The sequence below is a fragment of the Flavobacterium proteolyticum genome (assembly GCF_015223105.1).
GTDB lineage: Bacteria > Bacteroidota > Bacteroidia > Flavobacteriales > Flavobacteriaceae > Flavobacterium > Flavobacterium proteolyticum.
The window spans coordinates 459,470-483,296 of record NZ_JADFTZ010000001.1; the positions used below are offsets into that span (position 1 = coordinate 459,470).

The following is a 23,827-nucleotide window of genomic DNA, read 5'->3' on the forward strand; positions in this document are numbered from 1 at the left end:
AAAAGTTTGTGGACGAAATTAAAAATCAAATGAAAAATTTCTAGAAATAGGCATTTCGAACTCGTTAATTTTTAAAGAAGAAGATTTCTTTTGCGTAACTTTTGATTTATTAACCACATAAGAACGATGCACTCGACAAAATATATCGGAATCTAATTCTTTATAAAAGTTATCAAGAGTATTTCGGATGGTTATGGTTCTATTTGTTAATTGAATATCAACATAATTCTTATCGCTTTTTAGAAAAAGAATGTCTTCAAAATTTACTTTTACCTCATCAAATCCATTTTTAACAATTACGTAATTTACCTTGTTCTTTATTTTGGCTAATTCAATTGCAGCAATTAAATCGGATTCTTTAACTGGCTTTGTCAAATACGTAACAGGATTTACCTCAAAGGCTTTTAGCATGGTTTCCTTTTCGGTTTGGCCTGTAATAAAAATAATTTGACTATTTTCTACAAATTCTTTTGCCCATAAAATACCTGTATCTTTACCATTAAGATTGATATCCAATAAAACAATATCTGGTTTGTTTAGATTCATTTTTTCCGTTGCTTCCTCAACTGTAAAAGCTAACTCAACACCATTTAAACCATTATCATTTAGTAAATTTTTGATATAATTAGCAATTAAAACTTGATCTTCAACTATTAATATTTTAGTCATTTTCAAATGATTTTATAAAATTTAAATGAAATCCGTTATTGATAATAATTTCTGGTTGTACTCCCAATTGTTGACATAATTGTTTTACCAAAATTGGATTAATCTCCTTAGAATTGTTTTTTTGACCATTATCAGAATAGCTAAATTCAAACTGATTTTGAATCTTTATTATTTCAATTGCAATATTTTTTATTTGATCCTCTTTAAAAGCATATTTTACAGAATTCATGATTAATTCTGTCACCAATAAACCCATATACATTGCAGAATCTGAATCTGAACTTATACTATCCGCTTTTAATTTTAAATCTATATTTTCATAAGTACATATTTCTGAAAAACTCTCTCCAATTTTTGCAAAATACAATTGTAAATCTATCGTTTTTTTATCCTTTGAAGCATACAATTCCCTATGTAATAATGCAATTGACTGAATTTTGGATTGTAATCGAATTAAATCTTTATTTTCCTTATTCTCAGTTTTATTTTTTCTAATTGTTTCATTAATTAATAAACTGATTAATTGAAGATTATTATTAACCCGATGATTTGTTTCGCTTACTAAAAACTCATTTTCTTTATTTAATTTTTCAAGCGTTTTTTTTGATTTTCTTATTTTGTTGCTATAAAACCATAAAGTTGCCAAACCAGTAAATAAAAAAAGTAGAATAACAAACAATAATAATAAATTCTTTCTTGATGCAACAAGTTCTTTTTCTTTCTTTTGAATAATATAATTATTTTCTAATAATTCATATTTTTTCTTGTTTTCATATTCATTTAATAGACTATTAATACCATTTAATGAATCTGAATAATGCATGGCGTTTTCATAATCTTTACTTAAAAAAGTAGTGTTTTTTAATTCATTATAAATCTGTTGCATTTGCCAAAGATTATTTATTTCTTTTGCTTTCTTTAATCCTTTTTGATAATAATAAATTGCTTTTGAGAAATAGCCCTCTTTTTGTTGGTAATATCTACCTAAATTGATAGAAACGTCAACATAAGCTATTTTTGCATCATATTTTTCCGCTACTTTGAAAGCTTTTAGAAAATAATAAAGAGCGGTTTTAGGCTCCTCAACAAAACTTAAAAAACCTATTTCATTTAAAGTATAAACAATAATTGATTTATCTTTTATTTTAACTTGATCGGCAAGAATCAAATTACTCAGTTTGTGTATTTTTACAACAGAATCTTGAATATTATTATAATATTGTGCCAGAATTGCTATTCGTCTATTTAAATAGTGATATTTATATTCCGAATTATTACTTTTTAAAAATAATTTTTCTGCTTTATATATAAAATCATTTGCTAAATTTCTATTTCCTACATATCTTGAAATTTCAGCCTTTACAACTAAAATATGGAAAAGTTCATCTGTATCATTTAATTTACTAAAAGTCTTTTCTGCACTTTCAAGATAATAAAAACAACTATCAGATTTTGCTAAGGATTTTAAAACTTCTGCATATCTAATTTTTATTAAAGCTTTTTTCTTAGGACTGATTTTTTCATTTCGAAGCTCACTAAGTATAATTACTCTCGCAGAATCATATTGAGAATTTTCAATAAAATACTGCAATCGTTGATCAAAATTATTTTGTGAAAAAACACTTTGAAGAATTAAGCAAAAAAATATTGTAGTTATTATTCTCAAATGTTGTAAATTATATGTTTTAAATTTTATAAACTTAATAAAATTAATTCAAATGTGTTTAAAATTTACTTTTCAACACCATCAAAAAATCTTCTCTGTCAATTTCCACACAACCTAAACTTGCTAAATGGTCGTTGTAAACTTGACAATCTAATAAATGATAATTAGCTAATTCTAATTGTTTTGCTAAGGCTATAAAAGCAAATTTACTAGCATTTGGTACTTTTGAAAACATACTTTCGCCACAAAAAACATGACCTAAATCAACACCATACAAACCACCAACTAGTTTGTCATCTTGCCAAACTTCTACACTTTTTGCGATGCCTAATTCGTGTAATTTGCAATAGGCTTCTACCATGTTATCAGTAATCCATGTGCCTTGTTGGTCTTTTCGAGAAATCTTTTTACAGTTTAGAATTACGTCTCTAAAAGCAGTGTTGAAAGTAACTTTAAATTTCCTTTGATTGATGATATTGCGCATGCTTTTTGAAACCTTCAAATCTTCAAAAAACAACACCATTCGTTCTGGCGGACTCCACCATAAAATAGGCTCATCATCTTCAAACCATGGAAATATACCCGAATTATAAGCTAATACGAGTCGTTCTGGTGATAAATCGCCTCCAACCGCTACAATCCCTTCAGGAGAGGCCATTTCTATTGGTGGAAAATATAATTCTTTGGTTAAAAAATACATCGGTTTAAATTTAGAATTCAGAAATTAGAATTTAGAAAAAGAAAAAGTCAGAAATTATAAAACTTCTGACTTCTAAATTCTGACTTCTAACTTTTAAAAAGGTAAATCGTCGTGCTCTTCTTCGTTAAAGTTAGTTGCAGGTTCAAAAGCTGCTGCTGGTGGCATTGGTGGCATTTGAGGTGCTGCTGCTGGAGCTTCTGCTTGAACTTTTTCGATTCTCCAACCTTGGATAGAGTTAAAATATTTTGTTTCTCCTTGTGGATTTACCCATTCTCTTCCTCTTAAATTGATAGACACTTTTACTTGCTCTCCAACATTATAATTGTTTAACAAATCGGTTTTATCTTGTGCAAACTCAATCAAAATGTGTTGAGGATATTGCTCTTCTGTAGTCACTACAAGCTCTCTTTTTTTGAAAGAAGCACTTACTTGTTGTACAGGATTAATTAATTTTACTCTTCCTAAAACTTCCATAATACTAAAATTTATTTTTTTGCTAATAACAATTTCCAAGCATCAATCGCTCTTCCATTATCTACATACTCTTTTGCTTTTTGAAATTTTGTATCCATATCATCAGCACTTAAAACCGCTTTGACTTCAAAATTTTCTTTTACAAATATAGCAATTTCTTCTTCTGTTGGGATATTTTCTATATTTCCTAATCTTGCTAAATCATTTCCTGTAAAATAACCACTTTCTTTAATGAAATCCGGAATCACATCTACTCCAATTCCTAAAGTAGTTAATGGTTTTTCCACTTCAAACATACCAACATTAGAACGACTGTACCAATTAGCTCCCATTCTGGCAACCAAGTCGATTTTGTGTTGGTCAATCATTCCGTTTGCATCTAAAATAGCTTCGTTGATGTGAATTTTTACCACTTCACAAATTACTAAATTTCCAGCACCACCTTGGTCTCCTAATGCAATTACATCATTAATTTTACACTCAAATTGCACCGGACTTTCCGCAACACGAAATGGTTTTACTTTATCAGATTTTAACATTGTAAATCCAGCTTTTTCAAACTCATTCACGCCATCTGGATATTCAGTACTTGATAATGACATTTGTTCAACAATGTCATAATTCACGACATTAATCACAACTTCTTTCGTGTTTTGTGCATTGATTAAAGTGTGTTTTGTTGTATTATCGCGCACACGTCTGGCTGGCGAAAAAATTAGAATTGGCGGATTGGAACTAAATACATTAAAAAAACTAAATGGTGATAAATTTGGATTCCCATTACTATCCATAGTACTTGCAAAAGCAATAGGTCTTGGTGCAACTGCACTTTGTAAATAACCTTGTAATTTTGCTGGTGCTATTTCTTTTGGATCGATGCTTAACATGTTGTAACTTTTTTACAAAGATAACAAGAACAAGTGCAATTTCAAGAGCAAAAATCAAATGCAAATACAATTACAAGAATAAACATCAAATTAAAAAGGATTTTAGTATTTTTACTTCAAATACGAATACATGCAGTTTTCAGAAAGTCGAAATCTAACGCGTTGGTTTATCATATTAGCATCTTTTTTCATTGTAATCTTAATACTTTGGAATACCTACAACTTTTTCCAAATTTTCAAAAACGAAGAACGCGCAAAAATGGAATTTTGGGCAAGCGCTCAAAAAACATTAGCCAATGCCAATGAATATACAGATGTTGATCTTCCACTTCAAATTATCCAAAACAATACTACAATTCCAATGATTGTTACTGATAGTAAAGATTCCATTATTAGTCACAATAACATTGATGAAGCAATTGCAAATGACACTGCTGCGCTTAAAGTCTATTTCAATTCGATAAAAAACGATAACCAACCCATAAAAATGCAACTTTCGGAAAAAAGTTATCAGTTGGTCTATTATGGAAATTCGCCTTTATTAAATAAATTAAAATATTATCCTGTTGCTTTATTATTGATTATCATTTTGTTTGGTGCCGTTGTTTATAATTTTTATCGTGCAACTAAGATGGCAACTCAAAATAAACTTTGGGCCGGAATGGCAAAGGAAACCGCACATCAAATTGGAACACCATTATCTTCTTTAATTGGTTGGTTGGAAATTTTAAAATTAGATAATGTAGAAGAAAGTACGATTATTGAAATAGAAAAAGATATTACTCGATTACAAACCATTACAGATAGATTTTCAAAAATAGGAAGCGAACCCGTATTAGAAAAACGCGATATTGTTGAAGACACGAAAAACACAGTTGATTATTTACAAACTCGAGTTTCTCAGCAGGTAAACTTTAATTTTGAAGCTCCTGAACATCCTATTTTGGTTGATATTAATCCAGCATTACATAGTTGGACCATTGAAAATTTAGTCAAAAATGCGATTGATGCCATGAAAGGGAAAGGCAGTTTGAATATCGTAATTTCTGAACTTGAAGATATTGTAAAAATCAGCATAACCGATACGGGAAAAGGAATTCCAAAAAACCAATTCACCAAAGTTTTTGAACCTGGGTTTACAACAAAAAAACGCGGTTGGGGATTAGGATTATCTTTAACTAAGCGAATTGTTGAAGAATACCACAAAGGAAAAATTAAAGTGGCTCATTCTGAAATTGGAAAAGGAACTACCATGCAGATTAGTTATAAAACAACATAAAAAATCCCGAATCATCGGGATTTATATTTATAAGTTTGAAGCAATTTGTTCTGCTAATTCTTGAAACTCTTCAGGTGTTAAACTGGTTTTTCTTTGAAAACGCATATCGACCATATCCTGAAGTGGAATTAAATGTACGTGAACATGTGGCACTTCTAATCCTACAACAGCGACTCCAATACGTTTGCATTCAACCGATTTTTCAATAGCCTTTGCTACTCTTCTAGAAAACTTCATTAATCCTAAATAATGTTCTTCTTCCATATCAAAGATTTTATTAATCTCTTGTTTTGGAATACAAAGTGTGTGTCCTTTCGCATTAGGATTCACATCTAAAAAAGCCAAATAATTTTCATCTTCAGTAATTTTATAACAAGGAATTTCTCCGTTTACTATTTTAGTAAAAATACTAGCCATTATAAATAAATTATTAGTCTCTTGTAATTTCTAAAACATCAAATTTTAACACACCGTTTGGCACGATAATTTCAGCTACTTCACCAACCGATTTTCCTAAAAGACCTTTTCCAATAGGAGAAGTTACCGAAATTTTTCCTGATTTTAAATCCGCTTCACTTTCTGCTACTAATGTGTATTTCATTTCCATACCATTAGCTTGATTTTTAATTTTAACGGTAGACAACACCAATGCTTTTGACAAATCTAATTGCGATTCATCAATTAAACGAGCATTTGCCACTAACTCTTCCATTTTAGAAATTCTCATTTCTAATAACCCTTGCGCTTCTTTTGCAGCATCATATTCTGCATTTTCAGATAAATCTCCTTTATCTCTAGCTTCTGCAATAGCTTGTGATGCTTTTGGGCGCTCTATACTTTTAAGTTGGTCTAATTCTTCTCTTAATTTTTTTAATCCTTCTGCGGTGTAATAAGATACTGTACTCATAACTTCATCGTTTATATAAATAGAAAGAATCCCACCTGCATGGGATTCCTTTTCACAAAGATAGTGATTTATTTTTAATATTAATTTAAGTAATATTGTAATGTTTAGTCAAAAGTAATTAATTAAATTTGTTTTACAAATGAAAACAAAAAACCTAATGAAAAAATTTCTTATTCTACTTTTAATCCCTTTATTTTTTGGATGTGACAAAGAAGATTTTCAAAACAATAACCCATATTTACCAAACTATCCTGTAAACTTAAACATCAATATGAGTTTACCTCAATACAGTAATTTATTGAGTCCAGCTAATGCAGTTTACATCAATTCGGCTGGACAAGGAATTAGAGGAATAATCGTTTTTAATACAGGAAGTGGTTATGTTGCATACGACGCAGCTTGTCCTAATCAGTCTTTATCTTCTTGTTCCACTATGACTTTAAGTGGCATTGATGCTATTTGTCCGTGTGACGATAAACGTTATAGTTTATTCTCTGGTTTATCTCAAGGCATGCAATATCCTATGAAACGTTATCGCATAGAACAAACAAGTGAAGTTTCACTTCGTGTATACAATTAATAAAAAAGCCTGAAAGTTTATATTTTCAGGCTTTTTTCAACTTAACTTAATTTAACTAAAATTTTAAACTCATTCCGAAAAGGAAATTAATACCTGCTTGCGGATAATAACCTGTTCCCTCTATTGTTACTGGAGTTGGTCCAGACCATGTATCATCATATGTGTAGAAATACCCATTTGATTCATATTCTACGTTAAAGATATTATTTACCAACGCTGAAAAAACAATCGATTGAATTCCTTTATTGATTTGCCAATCGTAAGAAGCATTAAAATCATTAATGAAATAACTATCCAATATAGAATTTTCTGAATCGATATTTCCCATATACTGTTCTCCAACAAATTTTGACAATAATGACAATTGTAATCCTTTAACTGGCAAGTAAGTAAACCTATTTCCGAAAATAAAATTAGGTGAATACGCAATATTTGTATTCCCTAAATTTTGAACTACACCATCTCTTTGAAAATAGAAATCTTTATTTTGATTCTGACTCAAAGTTATATTTGGATTCAAAATCAATTTATTAGTAATTGCAATAGTAGATTCTACCTCTAAACCTAATCGATAACTTTTTCCGCTATTTGTAAAAATTGGCGAACCTACATCGTTTAATGCCCCTGTCATAACCAATTGGTCATTATATCGCATGTAAAAAGCATTTGCTGATAATTTTACTTTTTTAGAATTGTATTTCCATCCCAATTCATAATCAAATAAACGCTCTGGTTTTACAGCGCCATTTTCGTAATCATCACGTCTTGATTCTTTATTGGCAATTCCAAAATACCCATAAAATGCATTTTTAGTATTCAATTGGTAATTCAACCCTGCTTTTGGATTAAAAAATCGAAATGTATCGTTTACATCATCGAATTTCACGCTTGTTGCATCGTAAAATACCATTCTGTATTGTAAATCGGCGAATAAATTCAACTTGTTAGTAACATTGTATGATGCTTTTGTATAGAAATTTACATCGTCTTTATTTCCATAATTATCATAATAACGATTTGGATTTGGAATATAATTCTGTGTCCAAACCACTTCACCATAATGCAATCCTAAGTAACGATTAGCAGCACCTCCAAATAACAAATCTGTTTTCGCTGTTTTATAATTTAAAGAGAAGGTAGCTCCGAAGAAATCATTATCTAACCAACGTTTTCTTACCAAATCAGAAATTGGATTACCATTAAAATCTGGTAAATTATAGTCGGTTAAATCTGCATCTTCTTTGTATTGTTCAAAATAGCCTTTCCCAATGGTGTAATGCAATGCCGCATTCGAAATCCATTTCTCTGTCCATTTTTCTGTCCAATGCAATTGAAAATGGTTTTGCCAATAATTATCGGTTTCATTATTATAGAATTTCATGTTGCCGAATTCATCGAAATACATTCCGGCAGGATTGAAGGTTCTATCATTTCTAAGTTTTTCGGGATCTTCAATTCCGTACCAAGCTTGATAGGTTTTCTCTTTTCCGCCAAACGCCATGAATTTCACAAGAGTTGACTCTTTAACATAATTAGCATTGAAAAAATATCCAAACATATTTGATGTTGCTCTATCGATAAATCCATCCGAAGCAATATTGGAAATTCGTCCATTCATTTCAAAATTATTATGCAAACCTGTTCCAAAAGACAAAGTATGCTTTCTGGTATTAAAACTTCCGTAAGAATTTGAAATTTCAGCATAGGATTTTTCTTGATAGGATTTGGTTGCCATGTTCAAACTCGCACCAAAAGCACCAGCTCCATTAGTTGAAGTTCCTACCCCACGTTGCAACTGAACGCTTTCCAAAGACGAAGCAAAATCAGGCAAATTCACAAAGAACGTTCCTTGACTTTCGCTATCATTAAAAGGAATTCCGTTTAAAGTAACGTTAATTCGAGAACCATCGGAACCACGAACTCTCATGTACGTATAACCTACACCATTTCCCGCATCAGTTGTACTGACTACAGAAGGCAAATATTGCAACAAAACGGGAACATCTTGACCCAGATTTCGTGGTGCAATTTCTTCTTTGGAAACGTTAGTGTACGTAATTGGGTTTTTGTCTTTTGCTCTAACAGATGAAACGGTTACTTCTTTAAGTTCTGTGGTTTTTAAACTGTCTTTCTGAGTTTCTTGTGAGAAAGAAACAAAAGGTAAAAGGTAAAAGGCAAAAGGCAAAAGGCAGCTAAAATAGCGACTTTTTGTTTTTGGCATTAAGCCATTTTTTTTGAATAAAGTTTTCATTCGTAAAATAAATACGAATAAAAGGGGCAATTATTCCTTGGTTAAAAATTAAATATTGATACTCTTTGACGCCAATAAACGTGCACATTTATTTTTGTCAATTCCCTAAACAGCATTATCTGTTCTAGGTTCTATGGGTATGATCTCAGCTCGTTATTTAGAGCACCCCTTTGAGACGGGGCAAAGATAAGCCAATTTCAATGACAATTCCAATTCCAATTTCAAACTTTCTTTTATTGATTTTTGAACTTGCGCTTGTTCTTGTGTTTTTTAAAAGTTTGGTTTTTTTCTGTTTTGCTTCAAAACGCTCATTACTTTTTTGGCATTCAGGCGTTTTTCTTTTACCGCTCTTGGAATTTTAGTTTCTTTTCTTTCTTTTGGAACAACCAAAGCATTTTCAAGTAACTTAAAACATTTCTTTATGACTTTTTCTTTGTTTTTTAGTTGACTTCTGTCTTCTTCACTGGTCAAAATTAGGATTCCTTCTTGCGTTAATTTAGTTGCGAGTTTATTTTGAAGTAACGTTTTTTCTTCTTCTGTTAATCCTTTTGAATTGACTAAATCAAATGTCAGCACGACTTTAGAAGACACTTTGTTTACATTTTGTCCTCCAGCTCCGCTGCTTCGTACCGCTTTAAAAGAAAACTCAGATGCGATTATTGATTTATCCATTATCAGGTTGGTGTGACGGTTTTAATAAATCATTTACTGTTTTCACTGGATTAAAAGTTTCCAACGGAACCTCAACAAAAATAGTAGTCCATTTAGCCATAGCACCATTCCACAATCCAGGAAGTTCAAAAGCTTTAATTGGTTTACCGTTTTTTGTTTTTTCGGTAATAAAAGCAGATTTCGGATCTACGAATTGCGTTAAATCAAATTTTTCACCTTTGAAGTTTTTTACACCACAAACAATGTCCACGGGATTAAAATGCGTAGCTTCTTTTGCTGTGTTTTTTTGCGATTTATTGTTCAAATCTATTTGAGAAGATTCAACAATTTGTAACGTTTGACGTCCTTTTTCATCTTGTACCCAAAATGGTCCCCCGCCTGGTTCTCCTTCATTTTTTACCATTCCACAAACACGAATAGGTCGATTTAAAACTTTAATTAAATACTCAATTTTGTATTCGGTTTGGAAAAAATTGAACTCTTCTGGTAATGGAAAAGCAGTTTTATTTTCAGCAAAATCTTTGATTTCCAAAATTTGTTCTTCCGTTACATTTCCACTTGAAAGTAATTTTAGGTAATTGAAAATCTTGTATTGCATCCAAAGCAAAACACCTCCTAATAACTTTTTATTAGTTTCAATAACTTTTCTATGATTCTGAGATACGTTATCGATATTTTTGATAAAAATAATATCCGATTGTAAAGCATTCAAATTGTCGATTAAAGCTCCGTGTCCGCCAGGTCTGAAAAACAATTTATCATCTTCAACACGAAAAGGCGTATTATCTTCGTTAACCGCTAATGTATCAGTGGATTGATTTTGGTATGAAAAACTGATTTCACATTCTGAAAATTGATTGGTTATCTTCTCAAAATCGGGTTGAAATTCTTCGGTAATGGTGAAATGAATTTTTGTTTTTTGATTTTCTTTCTTGAAAAAATCGGACTCAAAAATATTTTCTTCAATTGGAGTAATGATTCTCTCATCTCTCACATGAAAAGGCAAAATACCTTTTGGCTTGTTAGCAAAATCTAATCCTTCTTTACTTAACAATGTTTTTATTAATGCATGATATTTTGCATCGTTTGATAGTGAATAATAATTCGGATACAATTGAATAGTTTTTTCCTTCAATTCTCTGTAAAAAGGAAAGTTTTTCAATCCAAAAATAAAAATGGAAATATCTTTAGCATTTCGCTTATTGATGTAACTATTGATGGTGTCGTTTTCAACATCAAAATCGTTCAAAAACTCATTCAAAAATTTGAACATACGAGTAGCTGCACCCGAAGCAGGCACAAACTTCTCAATAGAATAATTAGTTTTGTGTTTATCGAAATAGATTACAAAATCATTCGTTTCCTCTTCTGAGAATTGCCAAATACCATCGCCTACTTTAGCAGAGCGAACTAGGTTAATTTTGGGAATTCCTTGGATAAAAAAATCCAACTGCTGCTGAATTTTCTCGATTGAGTTTCCTCTATTTTGTATGTATATTAAATCGTCGTCTGTAAAAATCTTTTCCATTCTTTATAGCCTAAAATAGCGATAATCGTAAATAGTATAAATTGAAAACTCGAAAAGGTCAAACCTTTATAAAAGTATAAAGGAATTGAAATTGCATCGGCAATTATCCATAAAATCCAGTTTTCGATTTTTCTTTTGGCCATGAGCCACATCCCAACAAAGAATAATCCTGTGGTAAGCGCGTCAACATAAGCTGTCCAATGGGTAAATTTACCAAAAAAATGGTAAACTAATACAACAAACGTTAAGGTAATTATAAAAATTAGCATTGAAATTAGAATTTCTTTTCGATTTATAGTTGAAATAGGAAATTCATCCGCACCGTTTTTTGTTTTAGACCATAAATACCAACCCAAAAAACTCATAATTGTATAATAGAAATTGATAATTAAATCGCCATACAATTGAAATTCAAACAAAATATAAACGTAAAGAATCGTGCTAACCAAACCCGTTGGGTACACCAAAATATTATTTTTTCGAGCAAATAAAACACTGACAACTCCAAATACAACGGCAATTAATTCTAATGCAATTAAGAAGTTGGAATAGTCTTTATATTGTGTAAATAAAAACTCTATCATAGCGAAAAGAAGTTACTATCGTTTTCAAAAGCTGTTCCAATTACCACCAAATCTGCACCTGCTTCATACACTTCTTGAATCGTTTTCATAGAACGAATACCGCCACCAACAATCAACGGAATTTGAATATTTTGCGATACAAAACGAATCATTTCTAATGAAACGTGTTGGTCAGCACCACTTCCCGCTTCTAGATAAATTAATTTTTTACCTAAAAATTCGCCTGCTTTTGCTGTTTTATAAGCTAATTCTATGTTGTTATTTTCAATCGGCTGTGTTTGACTTACACGTTGCACGGCGGTTTCTTTTCCTCCATCGATTAGCAAATAACCTGTTGGGATGATTTCCAAATTTGATTTTTCTAACGCTTCTACCGAATTAATATGATGTTCAATCAAATATTCTGGATTTCGACCTGAAAGTAGACTTAAAAATAGAATTCCATCAGCTTCATTGGAAATTTGGGATGGATGACCTGGAAAAATTAAAATGGGTAATTGCGTTTCTCTTTTTAATGTCGCTATCAATTCATCCAAATGCGTTCCGCTAAAAGTACTTCCGCCGACAAAAATATGTGTTGCGGGTGAAGCTTTAATTTTTTCTGACAAAACCACAACTTGTTCTATCGAAACTTTTTCTGGATCGATTAGAATAGCCAATAGTTTTCGATTGTCTTTTTTAGCTTGAAGTATATTTGAATAGAGATTTTGCATCTTAGTTATTTGGGAAAGCACATACAAAGATATAATCTTCTACTTTATAAAATTGAATATTAAACTTTTCTATTTGATTATTAAAATGCAATTCTGCCGAACATTTTCCATCGGAAAAAGAAAATTCATCTTCAAAAATATGTTCTGGGAAGCTGATTCCTTTTTCGTTTTTGATTTTAAAAATCGATTCTTTTACACCCCAAATGACAGTTGCTTTTTCTATTTGTTCCGAAGTTGGAAGATTTTCTAAATGCTTTACTTCCATGAATCTCGGAGCAATTTTTAGTGTTTTTTCTTTGAGTTTTTCCAAATCAATTCCCATCAATTCATCACTAATGCAAATACATGAAAATTCGTGCGAATGTGATATAGAAATATGTTTGCCATCACTTAAATGAGGCTTTCCAGCTTCATCATATGTTAAATCATAATCGGTGTAACCCAAATGTTGTAATAACATTCGAACCGCTAAAAATCCTCTTTGGTGCTCTTCCGATTTCATTCCTTCTAAACGAAAAAGCGAAGTATCTTTTAACGAAACGGCTCTAAATAATGAAGTTACGTCTTCAGTGATATACCAAAAGTACGCAGTAGTGGTTTCGTTTATATGTATAATTTTATGTAGCGGCATTTATATTTTGTTGTTTTTCAAATCATTAGAAAACTAAACAATTCACAAATTAATAGAAATCTTTGAAAAAATAAAAAGATATTTTGTAATTTTGCACCCTAATTTTAGAATATACAAATATACATAATAGATGAGTACACAAACATTACCTTATGTAGCTTATAAAGTGAAAGATATTTCGCTTGCAGCTTGGGGAAGAAAAGAAATTGAATTAGCTGAAGCTGAAATGCCAGGTTTAATGGCTTTAAGAGCTGAATACGGAGCATCTCAACCTTTAAAAGGAGCTAGAATTGCGGGATGTCTTCATATGACAATTCAAACTGCAGTTTTAATTGAAACTTTAATTTCTTTAGGTGCAGAAGTTACTTGGTCATCTTGTAACATTTTCTCAACTCAAGATCAAGCTGCTGCTGCTATTGCTGCTGCTGGAATTCAAGTATATGCTTGGAAAGGTTTAAATGAAGAAGATTTCGACTGGTGTATTGAGCAAACTTTATTCTTTGGTGAAGATAGAAAACCATTGAACATGATTTTAGATGATGGTGGTGATTTAACTAATATGGTTTTTGACCGTTACCCTGAATTAATTCCTGGAATTAAAGGTTTATCAGAAGAAACTACTACTGGAGTTCACCGTTTGTATGAAAGAATGAAAAACGGAACTTTATTCATGCCGGCAATCAACGTAAATGATTCAGTTACTAAATCGAAATTTGATAACAAATACGGATGTAAAGAATCAGCTGTTGATGCTATTCGTCGTGCAACTGATGTTATGTTAGCTGGAAAAAGAGTTGTTGTTTGTGGATACGGTGACGTTGGAAAAGGAACTGCGGCTTCTTTCCGTGGTGCTGGTTCTATTGTAACGGTTACTGAAATTGATCCAATTTGTGCTTTACAAGCAGCTATGGACGGTTTTGAAGTGAAAAAATTAGATACTGTTATTGGTAATGCTGATATCGTAATTACTACAACTGGAAATAAAGATATCGTAGTAGGTCGTCACTTTGAGGCTATGAAAGATAAAACTATCGTTTGTAACATTGGACACTTTGATAACGAAATCGATATGGCTTGGTTAAACAAAAACCACGGTGCGTCTAAAATTGAAATCAAACCACAAGTTGATAAATACACTATCAACGGAAATGACATCATCATTTTAGCTGAAGGACGTTTAGTAAACTTAGGTTGTGCAACAGGTCACCCAAGTTTTGTAATGAGTAATTCATTCACTAACCAAACGTTAGCTCAAATTGAATTATGGACAAATAGTGCAGCTTATAAAAATGAAGTATATATGTTACCTAAACATTTAGATGAAAAAGTAGCAGCGCTTCACTTAGCTAAATTAGGTGTTGAATTAGAAACTTTAAACTCAGAGCAAGCAGCTTACATTGGAGTTGAAGTACAAGGTCCATTCAAACCTGAGTATTACAGATACTAATTTTTAGTAAAAAGTAAAAAATGATTAGTAAATAGTCACTTAATTATATAAAACCCTTGCAGTAATGTGAGGGTTTTTTCTTTTAACAACTATTTTTCAACAAATTAGCAACAACTTGAAACTTTTGGCGTTAAATTTGTACTAATCATCATCAATCAAAATCAATCATCATGTTAAAACGTTTTTTTATGTTATGTTCGGGCGTAGATTCCGACATAATTAATGGCTGTTCTAATGGCGAGCAAAACAAATATGCCGGAATTGGAGCTACCGTTTTCTTCACAGCCGTAATGGCTTTTATTGCGAGTGCTTATGCTCTTTTTACTGTTTTCGATAATGCATTTATAGCTATTGCTTTCGGTTTAGTTTGGGGTTTGCTTATTTTTAATTTAGACCGATTTATTGTTTCAACTATTAAAAAAAGAGATAGCTTTCTAGACGAATTTATTCAGGCAACACCACGAATTGCATTGGCGATTATTATTGCTATCGTAATTTCAAAACCTTTGGAAATTAAAATCTTCGAAAAAGAAATCAATACGGTTTTATTGAAAGAAAAGAACGAAATGATGTTGGCCAACAAAAAACAAGTAGCCAATTATTTTCAATCGGATTTAGACAAAAACAAAGCCCAAATTGATAGTTTAAAATCGGATATTCTTAAAAAAGAAAAAGAAGTAAATGATTTATATTCGGTTTACATTACCGAAGCCGAAGGAACTGCCGGAACTAAAAAATTAGGCAAAGGTCCGGTTTATAAAGAAAAACGTGAAAAACACGATGCTGCTTTGCAAGATTTAGCAACTTTAAAAACTACTAATCAAGCAAAAATCACCGATTTAGAAGCGAAAGCTAAAACTTTACAAACCGATTTAGACAAAAAAGTAACGGAAACCCAACCTATTATCGAAGGTTTCGACGGTTTAATGGCTCGAATTAACGCTTTGAATAAGTTACCATTCTTGCCTTCGTTTTTCATTATGTTGTTGTTTTTAGCGATTGAAACTTCGCCTATTATTGCCAAATTATTATCACCAAAAAGCGAATACGATTTCAAACAAGAAGATAACGAAATGGGCATCAAAAATATGCTAGCACAAAATCGTTATCAAAGCGAATTACAAAAGAAAACCGATGCCGAAATTTACGATAAAGTCTATGCCGACATCAAAGAAGATAAAGAACTTTACAACTACAAAAAGAAAAGTGCTACGGAATTACTAAAACTTCAAGCGGATGGATTTGTAGAGAAGCAGAAGAAATCAATGTAAGGCTTAACCGTAAAGTTAGCAAAGATTTACGCAAGGTTCGCAAAGGTTATTAAAAGAAAAACCCGATAAGTTTAAAAATTTATCGGGTTTCTTTTTATATTTTTTTGAGCTCTTTGCTATTAAATTTTATGGCAAATAAGAATAACCATTTCTACTTTTCCAAAGGAAATATTTTTCTAAAATTACTTTATTGATATCATAAATTACATTTGGAATCATAATAGCAAAAGTTCTTGGTTTAAAAAGACTTGTCGATAATAACAATACTTCTTTTTTACCAGCATCCATAACACATAATCCAGGAATTCTGCCCCAAGCTTTTTCTTTAAGTTTGGTTTTACCTTCGGTAACTCTGATGATGTTTTCGGCTACGATTTTACCCGTTTCATCACTTGGGTAACCTGTTTTTGGAGAAGCGAAAGGCACTTTTCCAGGTGTAAATGGAAGTGGAACATTCACAGCAATTCCAGCCGCCCAAACATTTGGATAATCTACGTGTTGGTAACTGTCTTTAACTGGAATATAACCTGTTGGTGTAGCATGTAATTCCGGAGAATTCGTCACAAACTCAACACCAATAAATGGCGGCATCAACATTGAGAATTTATATGGCAACTCTTCACCGTTTGTTAATTTGATTTTATCTTCGGTAACTTCTTCAACTCCAACTTGTGTTTTGTAATGAATATTAAACATACTCATGAAGGATTTTAGCATGGTTTCTCCCATTGGCATTCCATCGATTCCAAAGTGTCCCAAATAATCTTCAGGTGTAATCCAATATAAATCAACTTTTTTACGAATATTTTGTTCGCGAAGCCATTTCTCTACATTGAATAAAAACTCGTAAGCCGCACCCATACAACCCGCATTTTGAGTCGCACCAATTACAATTGGACCCGGATTTTTCTTGAATTCTTCCAAAGCTTTTCTAGCTTTCATGGCTCCGTTTGGAGTTCCAATATAATGCGTATGTTCAGCAACACCTGGTGCTATATCGTATTTCACTTTTGGACCCGTTGCTACTACTAAATGATCGTATTTATAATCACCTTTGTCGGTCGTAACTACTTGGTTTTTCACATCTACTTTTAAGGCTTCTGCATTTACAAAATCGACTCCTTTTTTAGCTAAAATAGCATCCTTTCTAAAAGAAATATCTTTAATGTCTCGTCTTCCAAAAGGCACCCAAATCAATGATGGAATAAACAAAAACAAAGGTGATTTATCAATTAATATTACTTTATGTTGGTCTTTACCTTTTCTTTTTATCTCTAAGGCTGCAGTCATTCCTGCGAAACTTCCTCCTATAACTACTGTTGTTGTCATTTTGTTTTAATTTTATAGTGTAAAGTTACCTCATTATCAAAACATTATCTGTTACAAAAGTTACACAAACAAAAAAGCCTGAAACGTGAATTTCAGGCTTTAAATGACATTTATATTTTTATTATAGATATTTTAAAATATCGGATTTTAATCGATCATATTCTCCTTGAAGGATTAATCCGTTGTCTAATAATTTTTTATAATTCTGAAGTTTAGCAAATAATTCGTCTTGAGTTAAATGCGCTAACCCTTTTTCTTCTGAAATTGGAGCCTCAACTTCCGTATCACGAATAACGTCATTTGGTGTCGGCATTAACTCTGCAAAATGCGTAACTTCTTCAGCTTGAATTTCCTCAACTACTTCTTGGGTTGGCGTTTCAATTGAAGCTTCTGCTTTAACTTCTTCTACAATTGGAGTTGCTACTTTTGGGTTTTTCAATAAATCCAATTGCTCTTTAGCGTAAGTATATAATTTTCTCGCTTGATTTTTTGGTAAATAATCAACCGTATGTGTTAAATCAGAATTAGTAGTAAAGGTAAAATCAGCTCCTAAAATACCTTCTTTTACAAACGAACCTGCGACATCATCCCAATCATAATCGATGAATTCCATTGACAAACCTAAGTTTTTAGGCTTACATAAAATGATACGTTTGTTGGTTACCACAATGCTATCTGGAAAAATTGTTACCGCTGGTTTTTTCTGAACCGCAATATAGCCTACTTCTTCATTCGACATTAAAAGATTCTCCAATTTAGCTGTGATTTTCTCAATAGCTTTTGGATCTTGATCTTCGTTTAATATTTTTTTTAAGTTGTCTATCATGATAGTTACTTTGAATTTTCTTATTTAGTAGCACAAAAGTAATGCCTAATTATCAAATTTTAAGATTTCTTCTTTTACTTTTTTTGTTAAACTTGAAAAAATCAATTCATACGAATGATTGATCAGATGAACTACTTTTTTATCTGGGACATCTTCGTTTACCTTCACTGTGTTCCAATGAATTTTACTCATGTGATAGCCAGGAAGAATTCCTTCATATTTCTCACGTAATTCTACTGCAACATTTGGATCACATTTCAAATTTAAAGACGGTGTTCCTTTTTCCCATTCGGATAATGAAGTTAGACAAAACATTTTTCCACCTACTTTAAAAACCAAAGTATCTTCATCAAATGGAAAATGTTCAGTTACGCCTTTTTTGCTCAAACAGAACTCATATAATTGCTGAATATCCATTTTGATAATTACTTTTCAATTTTATACAAAACAGGTTTTGATGGTGAAGCATCATTTTCAAACGAAGCGAACTGTAAATTCAATAGATAGCTTCCATCTTGAATTTCTTGATTAACGTATATTATTTCCGTAATCGTACAATTAAAGCGAGCTTCTTTATTGACTTGGTTTACGTCTTTTACATTCCAAAACGCTTTGTGTGCTAGTAATTTTCCTTCATCGTGTTCTTTGTCAACGCTAGGTAAATCAATTAACAAATGTTGGATGTCTTTTTCTCTAATAAAAATCGCAGCTGCTTCTTCTAAGTAAGGCGGATTCGTATTAGAGTAATTCAAATGCTTTTTGCTTTCTGGATTTGGTAAAGTTCTGATGATGATTGCTTCTGGCGAATTATCTTTCAATGCTGATTCAACTTGCTCTTTTGTAATAACTAAATCTTCCCCAACCGATTTTGGCTCTACCGAAATCAATTCTGCTGTAAAGAAAAACTGTTTCAAACATTGATTTATCGAATAAAAATCACGGGTAATATGTCCTAAACATTCCGTGTGCGTGCCATGCGCGTGAGGATTGAAGAAAATATTATTAAAATTGGTTGATGATTTTCCCTCCGAAACTTTTCCTATCCAATCGCCCATTTTTACAGGTTCAATTTCAGGAGCATTTTGATACCAAGCAATTGGATTTTGTTCATTATTGGTTAATGGAATGGAAATATCAAAAGGTTTTGATAAATCAATTTGTATGTTGTTAATTTTAGCTAGCATAATAATTTAACCACAAAGGTCACAAAGTTTTTCACTAAGTTCACAAAGCTTTGCTTTTCGTTGTGCTTTCTTTGTGTTCTTAGAGGTTCATAATCATTCCAAATTTAGTAAAAATAAGTCGGAAGCTATTCCGTCACTCAAAAACTTTCCTTTTTTAGTGGTTTTTAAGACAGTCTCGACTTCGCTCGACTTGACAAATTCTAATAATGATTGTTCCATGTGTTTTTTTGATTGATTTAATAAATAATCTAAATAGGTTTTTCCAAATTCTTGTTCGATTCTTTCTAATGAAACACCCCAAATTGTTCGTAAACCTGTCATAATATATTCGTTATAACGGTCGGTTTTGGTTAACGTTTCGAATTCAATTGGCAATTTATTTTCTTGAATCGATTTGATATAAAGCGAATTATTAGAAATATTCCAACCTCTATTTTTCCCATCATAACTGTGAGCTGACGGACCAATTCCGATATATTTTTTACCCAACCAATAACTCGAATTGTTTTTTGAGAAATGATTTTCTTTGCCAAAATTCGATAATTCGTAGTGAATGAATCCGTTTTCCGAAAGTTTATCGACTAAAATTTGGAAATGTTCTTGAGCCACTTCGTCATCAGGTTGCGGAATAATTCCTTTTTGAATATACGAATGCAAAGCGGTTTTGGGTTCCACCGTTAACGCATAACTCGAAATATGAGGCACGCCAAAAGACAAAGCAGTTTCGATATTTTGCAACCATTTTTCATTACTCATCTCGGGAACACCGTAAATTAAATCGATGGAAATATTATCGAAATATTGAGTTGCTGTTTCCAAACACTTCTTAGCTTCTTCTGCATTGTGCGCACGATTCATGAGTTTCAAATCGTCTTCAAAAAAAGACTGAATTCCGATTGATAATCGGTTAACTTTATTTTTTGAGAGTTCAATTATTCGATTTTCATTTAAATCATCTGGATTAGCCTCAACTGTGATTTCAGGATTTTCGACAACTTTATAGTTTCGATACACTTCGTCAATCAAAAATTTTAAATCTTCAATCGACAATATCGAAGGCGTTCCACCACCAAAATAAATCGTTTCTACTATCTCATCTTGAAATTCACTTTTACGCATTTCAATTTCTTTAGCCAACGCTAAAACCATTTCGTCTTTCTTCTTCAAATTAGTAGAAAAATGAAAATCGCAATAGTGACATGCTTGCTTACAAAAAGGGATATGGATGTAGATTCCTGACATTTTATTAGTATTCAGTCACAGTCGCAGTTTGCAGTACTGAGACCGAAAACTGAGACTGAAAACTATTTTTTAATTCTATCTTCATTCTGTTTTACAAAAGCATCCCAACCTGAGTAACTTTTCCCCACTTCCACTCGTCCTGAATTGAAAAAATGACAAACTGCTGCTGCCAAACCATCTGTTGAGTCGAGGTTTTTTGGTAATTCTTTTAAACCTAATAATTGTTGGAGCATTTTGGCTACCTGTTCTTTGCTGGCGTTTCCGTTTCCAGTGATGGCCATTTTTATTTTTTTAGGTTCGTATTCTGTGATAGGAATATCTCTTGAAAGTCCGGCTGCCATGGCAACTCCTTGCGCTCTTCCTAATTTCAGCATCGATTGCACGTTTTTCCCAAAGAAAGGCGCTTCAATAGCAATTTCATCTGGATTGTGTGTATCAATTAACTCAATAGTGCGTTCGAAAATGACTTTTAATTTCTGATAATGATTGTCGTATTTGGATAAAATGAGTTCATTCAACTGCAGAAATTCCATTTTCTTGTTGACTACTTTGATTAATCCAAAACCCATAATCGTCGTTCCTGGGTCAATTCCTAATATGATGCGTTCGTTTGCCAAAATTTTGTTTCAAGTTTCAAGTTTCAAGTTCAAAGTTTTCGTTTCTTTGTACCAATGATTTCAATTCCTCACAAAGCTAAGCAATTCCTTGTTTTTACCATCAAACTTTTGATTGTAATTGGTGCGTTTTATTTTATTTACGACCAAATTGCTGGAAATTCAAAGTTAGAATGGAGTAAATTCCAAACTTTAGTTTTAGAAAAAACTTCCGTCTTAACCATTATTTTCATTTTACTGTTTAGTGTTGCGAATCGTTATTTTGAGATTTTAAAGTGGCAGAATTTAGTGAGTTTTATCAAACCAATTTCCGTTAGCGAGGCAAGTAAACAAGTTTTGGGCGCTCTAACTGCTGGAATTTTCACGCCAAATGGTTTGGGAGAATATGCTGGAAAAGCTATGTTTTTCAAAAAAGAGCAAACTAAAAAAGTGGTGTTTTTAAACTTGATTTGCAACGGAATCCAAATGATTTTGACCATTATTTTTGGAACTATTGGATTGATTTTAATTGGGTATTGGAAATGGGCTTTAGCGATTATTGGAATTGCAGTTATATTGTTTTTTGCTTCTATTCTTTCTAAAAACATCACTATTAAAGGGTATTCCATTCAGAAATTGCTACACAAAATAAACGAAATTCCTAAGAAGATTCACCGAAAAAATATTTTGCTTGGTGTTTGTCGTTACTTAGTTTTTTCACATCAGTATTACGTTTTATTTTTAGTTTTTGATGTAGATTTACCTTATTTTACTTTGATTAGTTCCATCGCAGCGGTTTATTTTTTAGCTTCATCGCTACCGAGTTTTCAATTTTTAGATTTTGCTGTAAAAGGGAGTGTGGCGATGTTTTTCTTCGGAAAATATGGTATTAACGAATGGATTGTAATTTTCATTAGTACGTTAATGTGGTTTTTAAACGTAGTTTTACCTGTAGTGATTGGCAGTTATTATGTGATGCGATTTAAGTTGAATGACAAAAAAGCATAACCGATTTTCTTTGTGCAAAAACGAAGTTTTCTTTGTCTTCTCATTATTTTTTCACACTTTTACTATGTTTCTATGTGTTTTAAAATTTAACACATAGTCACAATAGATTTTGACTGTGTTGATTTTAGGCGTTTCACTAAACATAACTCACATAGAACTAATTTTTAATTATGCTGGAATTGATTCTTGGAACCGTTTTTCTCATTTACCTCCTGTTCATTAGGCAACTGATTTATGGATTTAATCGAATGAAACGCTTTTCGAGAAAGGAATTCACTTCAAAAACATCTTTTACCATTGTAGTTCCATTTCGAAATGAAAAAGAGAATCTTCCAAATATATTGCATTCGATTTCTTTGTTGCATTATCCGAAAGAATTAGTGGAAGTTATTTTAGTGGATGATGATTCTGAGGATGAATTTAGAATTCAGAATTTAGAATTTAGAATTCAAATAGTAAAGAATGTTCGTAAATCAAATTCTCCAAAAAAAGATGCGATTGAAACCGCTATTCAAGTTGCCAAAAACGATTGGATTATAACTACCGACGCCGATTGTTTGGTTCAGAAAGATTGGTTGAAAATTTATGATCAATATATTCAGGAAAATGAAGTGGAAATGGTAGCTTCTAGCGTTTGTTATATTCCGAAAAATAGTTTCTTATCCGCTTTTCAGAATTTAGATTTCTTGAGTTTACAAGGCGCTACGATTGGAAGCTTTGGAATCAACCAACCTTTTATGTGTAATGGCGCTAATTTTGCCTATTCAAAATCATTCTTCAAGGAATTAAACGGATTTCAAGGTAATGAAACCATTGCTAGCGGTGACGATGTTTTTCTACTTCAAAAAGCGGTTTCAGTTGCGCCGAAGAAAGTTGGTTTTTTATTGGCTAAAGAAAGTATTGTCGCAACAAAACCAACAGAAACTTGGTCTGAATTATTTCAGCAAAGGGTTCGTTGGGCTTCAAAAAGTACAGGATATTCTTCTATTTACGGTAAGTTGTTAGCGCTTGTGGTTTTTGGTGGTAATTTGACTTGGATTTTAAGCTTCTTACTTTGGTTGACAAGTGTATTGGACCAAAACATTTTCATGCTTTTTGTCGCTTTGAAATTCCTAATCGATTTTATCTTGATTTACAAAACCGCTAATTTCTTCGAATCGAAATTACAAAATGTGTTAGCGAGTAGTTTGCTGTATCCGTTTTTTAGTGTTTCGGTGGCGGTGTATTCTTTGTTTGGGAAATATAATTGGAAAGGGAGAAAATTCAAGAAATAATTTTAAACACGAATTTCACGAATTAGCACGAATTGTTTTTAACATATAAGTCATGTAAGTTTTTTGAAGTTGACAACTTTTTTCGAATTAAGTTCATATAAGATTTTGAAAA

25 protein-coding genes are annotated in these 23,827 nt (G+C 31.8%); 6 read left to right on the plus strand and 19 right to left on the minus strand.

Annotation, left to right across the window (positions count from 1 at the left end; all coding sequences use genetic code 11):
• Positions 1–18 precede the first annotated feature (18 nt).
• The 5 genes from IM755_RS01955 to IM755_RS01975 form a co-directional block, all read right to left on the minus strand.
• Entirely contained in the window at positions 19–669 is a 651-nt protein-coding gene (locus tag IM755_RS01955; RefSeq protein ID WP_194093374.1) for a LytR/AlgR family response regulator transcription factor, read from the minus strand.
• Positions 662–2,335, minus strand: coding sequence for a sensor histidine kinase (locus tag IM755_RS01960; protein ID WP_194093375.1), 1,674 nt, complete (start codon positions 2,333–2,335; stop codon positions 662–664). The genes IM755_RS01955 and IM755_RS01960 overlap by 8 nt, the downstream gene beginning before the upstream one ends.
• A gap of 58 nt (positions 2,336–2,393) precedes the next feature.
• Positions 2,394–3,035 carry a leucyl/phenylalanyl-tRNA--protein transferase gene (gene aat / locus IM755_RS01965; RefSeq protein ID WP_194093376.1) on the minus strand — a complete coding sequence of 214 codons (642 nt, stop codon included), beginning with the start codon at positions 3,033–3,035 and terminating at the stop codon, positions 2,394–2,396.
• A gap of 93 nt (positions 3,036–3,128) precedes the next feature.
• Positions 3,129–3,509, minus strand: a complete 381-nt coding sequence (locus IM755_RS01970; RefSeq protein WP_026724391.1) for a DUF3127 domain-containing protein — start codon at positions 3,507–3,509, stop codon at positions 3,129–3,131.
• 11 nt (positions 3,510–3,520) lie between these two features.
• On the minus strand, positions 3,521–4,396 hold the full coding sequence (locus IM755_RS01975; RefSeq protein WP_194093377.1) for a flavin reductase family protein: 876 nt from the start codon (positions 4,394–4,396) through the stop codon (positions 3,521–3,523).
• Positions 4,397–4,526: 130 nt separating this feature from the next.
• On the opposite strand from IM755_RS01975, the gene IM755_RS01980 reads away from it, so the two are divergent.
• Positions 4,527–5,675, plus strand: a complete 1,149-nt coding sequence (locus IM755_RS01980; RefSeq protein WP_194093378.1) for a sensor histidine kinase — start codon at positions 4,527–4,529, stop codon at positions 5,673–5,675.
• Between the two features lie 27 nt (positions 5,676–5,702).
• Here IM755_RS01980 and IM755_RS01985 read toward each other — a convergent pair whose 3' ends face one another.
• Both IM755_RS01985 and greA read right to left on the minus strand, forming a co-directional pair.
• Entirely contained in the window at positions 5,703–6,092 is a 390-nt protein-coding gene (locus IM755_RS01985) for an HIT family protein (RefSeq protein ID WP_194093379.1), read from the minus strand.
• Positions 6,093–6,105: 13 nt separating this feature from the next.
• Positions 6,106–6,582, minus strand: a complete 477-nt coding sequence (gene greA / locus IM755_RS01990) for a transcription elongation factor GreA (RefSeq protein WP_194093380.1) — start codon at positions 6,580–6,582, stop codon at positions 6,106–6,108.
• 157 nt (positions 6,583–6,739) lie between these two features.
• Here greA and IM755_RS01995 point away from each other — a divergent pair, with 157 nt between their 5' ends.
• Entirely contained in the window at positions 6,740–7,162 is a 423-nt protein-coding gene (locus IM755_RS01995) for a Rieske (2Fe-2S) protein (protein ID WP_194093381.1), read from the plus strand.
• 55 nt (positions 7,163–7,217) lie between these two features.
• On the opposite strand, the gene IM755_RS02000 is transcribed toward IM755_RS01995, so the two are convergent.
• From IM755_RS02000 to IM755_RS02025, 6 genes are all read right to left on the minus strand, one after another.
• On the minus strand, positions 7,218–9,383 hold the full coding sequence (locus IM755_RS02000; protein WP_228063878.1) for a TonB-dependent receptor: 2,166 nt from the start codon (positions 9,381–9,383) through the stop codon (positions 7,218–7,220).
• 300 nt (positions 9,384–9,683) lie between these two features.
• Complete coding sequence (gene arfB, locus IM755_RS02005) at positions 9,684–10,085, minus strand: alternative ribosome rescue aminoacyl-tRNA hydrolase ArfB (protein ID WP_194093383.1); 402 nt, start codon at positions 10,083–10,085, stop codon at positions 9,684–9,686.
• On the minus strand, positions 10,078–11,613 hold the full coding sequence (locus IM755_RS02010) for a DUF4301 family protein (protein WP_194093384.1): 1,536 nt from the start codon (positions 11,611–11,613) through the stop codon (positions 10,078–10,080). Before IM755_RS02010 ends, arfB begins: the two co-directional genes overlap by 8 nt.
• Positions 11,583–12,197: a nicotinamide riboside transporter PnuC gene (gene pnuC / locus IM755_RS02015; RefSeq protein ID WP_194093385.1), complete on the minus strand. Its 615-nt coding sequence runs from the start codon at positions 12,195–12,197 to the stop codon at positions 11,583–11,585. Before pnuC ends, IM755_RS02010 begins: the two co-directional genes overlap by 31 nt.
• The gene (locus IM755_RS02020) at positions 12,194–12,910 is read right to left on the minus strand and encodes a geranylgeranylglyceryl/heptaprenylglyceryl phosphate synthase (RefSeq protein WP_194093386.1); all 717 of its coding nucleotides are present in this window, start codon (positions 12,908–12,910) and stop codon (positions 12,194–12,196) included. Before IM755_RS02020 ends, pnuC begins: the two co-directional genes overlap by 4 nt.
• 1 nt (position 12,911) lies before the next feature.
• On the minus strand, positions 12,912–13,541 hold the full coding sequence (locus IM755_RS02025; RefSeq protein ID WP_194093387.1) for a 4'-phosphopantetheinyl transferase family protein: 630 nt from the start codon (positions 13,539–13,541) through the stop codon (positions 12,912–12,914).
• A 130-nt stretch (positions 13,542–13,671) separates the two neighbouring features.
• Here IM755_RS02025 and ahcY point away from each other — a divergent pair, with 130 nt between their 5' ends.
• Both ahcY and IM755_RS02035 read left to right on the plus strand, forming a co-directional pair.
• A complete protein-coding gene (gene ahcY / locus IM755_RS02030; protein ID WP_194093388.1) occupies positions 13,672–14,988 on the plus strand; it encodes an adenosylhomocysteinase in 1,317 nt (438 codons plus the stop codon).
• A 170-nt stretch (positions 14,989–15,158) separates the two neighbouring features.
• Positions 15,159–16,259: a DUF4407 domain-containing protein gene (locus IM755_RS02035; RefSeq protein WP_194093389.1), complete on the plus strand. Its 1,101-nt coding sequence runs from the start codon at positions 15,159–15,161 to the stop codon at positions 16,257–16,259.
• 126 nt (positions 16,260–16,385) lie between these two features.
• On the opposite strand, the gene IM755_RS02040 is transcribed toward IM755_RS02035, so the two are convergent.
• From IM755_RS02040 to ruvC, 6 genes are all read right to left on the minus strand, one after another.
• Positions 16,386–17,588, minus strand: coding sequence for an NAD(P)/FAD-dependent oxidoreductase (locus IM755_RS02040; protein WP_194093390.1), 1,203 nt, complete (start codon positions 17,586–17,588; stop codon positions 16,386–16,388).
• A 121-nt stretch (positions 17,589–17,709) separates the two neighbouring features.
• Positions 17,710–18,414 carry a PH domain-containing protein gene (locus IM755_RS02045; protein WP_194093391.1) on the minus strand — a complete coding sequence of 235 codons (705 nt, stop codon included), beginning with the start codon at positions 18,412–18,414 and terminating at the stop codon, positions 17,710–17,712.
• A gap of 45 nt (positions 18,415–18,459) precedes the next feature.
• Positions 18,460–18,831, minus strand: coding sequence for an MmcQ/YjbR family DNA-binding protein (locus IM755_RS02050; RefSeq protein WP_194093392.1), 372 nt, complete (start codon positions 18,829–18,831; stop codon positions 18,460–18,462).
• A gap of 8 nt (positions 18,832–18,839) precedes the next feature.
• Positions 18,840–19,598 (minus strand): cyclase family protein, encoded by a 759-nt coding sequence (locus IM755_RS02055; protein ID WP_194093393.1) that lies wholly within the window; start codon positions 19,596–19,598, stop codon positions 18,840–18,842.
• A 93-nt stretch (positions 19,599–19,691) separates the two neighbouring features.
• Entirely contained in the window at positions 19,692–20,840 is a 1,149-nt protein-coding gene (gene hemW, locus IM755_RS02060; RefSeq protein WP_194093394.1) for a radical SAM family heme chaperone HemW, read from the minus strand.
• A 62-nt stretch (positions 20,841–20,902) separates the two neighbouring features.
• Complete coding sequence (gene ruvC, locus IM755_RS02065) at positions 20,903–21,457, minus strand: crossover junction endodeoxyribonuclease RuvC (RefSeq protein WP_194093395.1); 555 nt, start codon at positions 21,455–21,457, stop codon at positions 20,903–20,905.
• A 54-nt stretch (positions 21,458–21,511) separates the two neighbouring features.
• Between ruvC and IM755_RS02070 the strand changes: the two genes are divergently transcribed.
• Positions 21,512–22,441 (plus strand): hypothetical protein, encoded by a 930-nt coding sequence (locus tag IM755_RS02070; RefSeq protein WP_194093396.1) that lies wholly within the window; start codon positions 21,512–21,514, stop codon positions 22,439–22,441.
• Positions 22,442–22,689: 248 nt separating this feature from the next.
• The gene (locus IM755_RS02075) at positions 22,690–23,715 is read left to right on the plus strand and encodes a glycosyltransferase family 2 protein (RefSeq protein WP_317172422.1); all 1,026 of its coding nucleotides are present in this window, start codon (positions 22,690–22,692) and stop codon (positions 23,713–23,715) included.
• Positions 23,716–23,827: the final 112 nt, after the last annotated feature.

Coding starts and splice junctions, on each gene's coding strand:
- ahcY (WP_194093388.1), top strand. CDS start 13,672: ATGAGTACACAAACATTACCTTATGTAGCTTATAAAGTGAAAGATATT.
- greA (WP_194093380.1), bottom strand. CDS start 6,582: ATGAGTACAGTATCTTATTACACCGCAGAAGGATTAAAAAAATTAAGA.
- pnuC (WP_194093385.1), bottom strand. CDS start 12,197: ATGATAGAGTTTTTATTTACACAATATAAAGACTATTCCAACTTCTTA.
- IM755_RS02040 (WP_194093390.1), bottom strand. CDS start 17,588: ATGACAACAACAGTAGTTATAGGAGGAAGTTTCGCAGGAATGACTGCA.
- IM755_RS01970 (WP_026724391.1), bottom strand. CDS start 3,509: ATGGAAGTTTTAGGAAGAGTAAAATTAATTAATCCTGTACAACAAGTA.
- IM755_RS02045 (WP_194093391.1), bottom strand. CDS start 18,414: ATGATAGACAACTTAAAAAAAATATTAAACGAAGATCAAGATCCAAAA.
- IM755_RS02025 (WP_194093387.1), bottom strand. CDS start 13,541: ATGCCGCTACATAAAATTATACATATAAACGAAACCACTACTGCGTAC.
- IM755_RS01985 (WP_194093379.1), bottom strand. CDS start 6,092: ATGGCTAGTATTTTTACTAAAATAGTAAACGGAGAAATTCCTTGTTAT.
- IM755_RS02070 (WP_194093396.1), top strand. CDS start 21,512: ATGATTTCAATTCCTCACAAAGCTAAGCAATTCCTTGTTTTTACCATC.
- IM755_RS02035 (WP_194093389.1), top strand. CDS start 15,159: ATGTTAAAACGTTTTTTTATGTTATGTTCGGGCGTAGATTCCGACATA.
- IM755_RS01995 (WP_194093381.1), top strand. CDS start 6,740: ATGAAAAAATTTCTTATTCTACTTTTAATCCCTTTATTTTTTGGATGT.
- IM755_RS01975 (WP_194093377.1), bottom strand. CDS start 4,396: ATGTTAAGCATCGATCCAAAAGAAATAGCACCAGCAAAATTACAAGGT.
- arfB (WP_194093383.1), bottom strand. CDS start 10,085: ATGGATAAATCAATAATCGCATCTGAGTTTTCTTTTAAAGCGGTACGA.
- IM755_RS01955 (WP_194093374.1), bottom strand. CDS start 669: ATGACTAAAATATTAATAGTTGAAGATCAAGTTTTAATTGCTAATTAT.
- IM755_RS02050 (WP_194093392.1), bottom strand. CDS start 18,831: ATGGATATTCAGCAATTATATGAGTTCTGTTTGAGCAAAAAAGGCGTA.
- IM755_RS02000 (WP_228063878.1), bottom strand. CDS start 9,383: ATGCCAAAAACAAAAAGTCGCTATTTTAGCTGCCTTTTGCCTTTTGCC.
- aat (WP_194093376.1), bottom strand. CDS start 3,035: ATGTATTTTTTAACCAAAGAATTATATTTTCCACCAATAGAAATGGCC.
- IM755_RS01980 (WP_194093378.1), top strand. CDS start 4,527: ATGCAGTTTTCAGAAAGTCGAAATCTAACGCGTTGGTTTATCATATTA.
- hemW (WP_194093394.1), bottom strand. CDS start 20,840: ATGTCAGGAATCTACATCCATATCCCTTTTTGTAAGCAAGCATGTCAC.
- IM755_RS02055 (WP_194093393.1), bottom strand. CDS start 19,598: ATGCTAGCTAAAATTAACAACATACAAATTGATTTATCAAAACCTTTT.
- IM755_RS02075 (WP_317172422.1), top strand. CDS start 22,690: ATGAAACGCTTTTCGAGAAAGGAATTCACTTCAAAAACATCTTTTACC.
- IM755_RS02010 (WP_194093384.1), bottom strand. CDS start 11,613: ATGGAAAAGATTTTTACAGACGACGATTTAATATACATACAAAATAGA.
- IM755_RS02020 (WP_194093386.1), bottom strand. CDS start 12,910: ATGCAAAATCTCTATTCAAATATACTTCAAGCTAAAAAAGACAATCGA.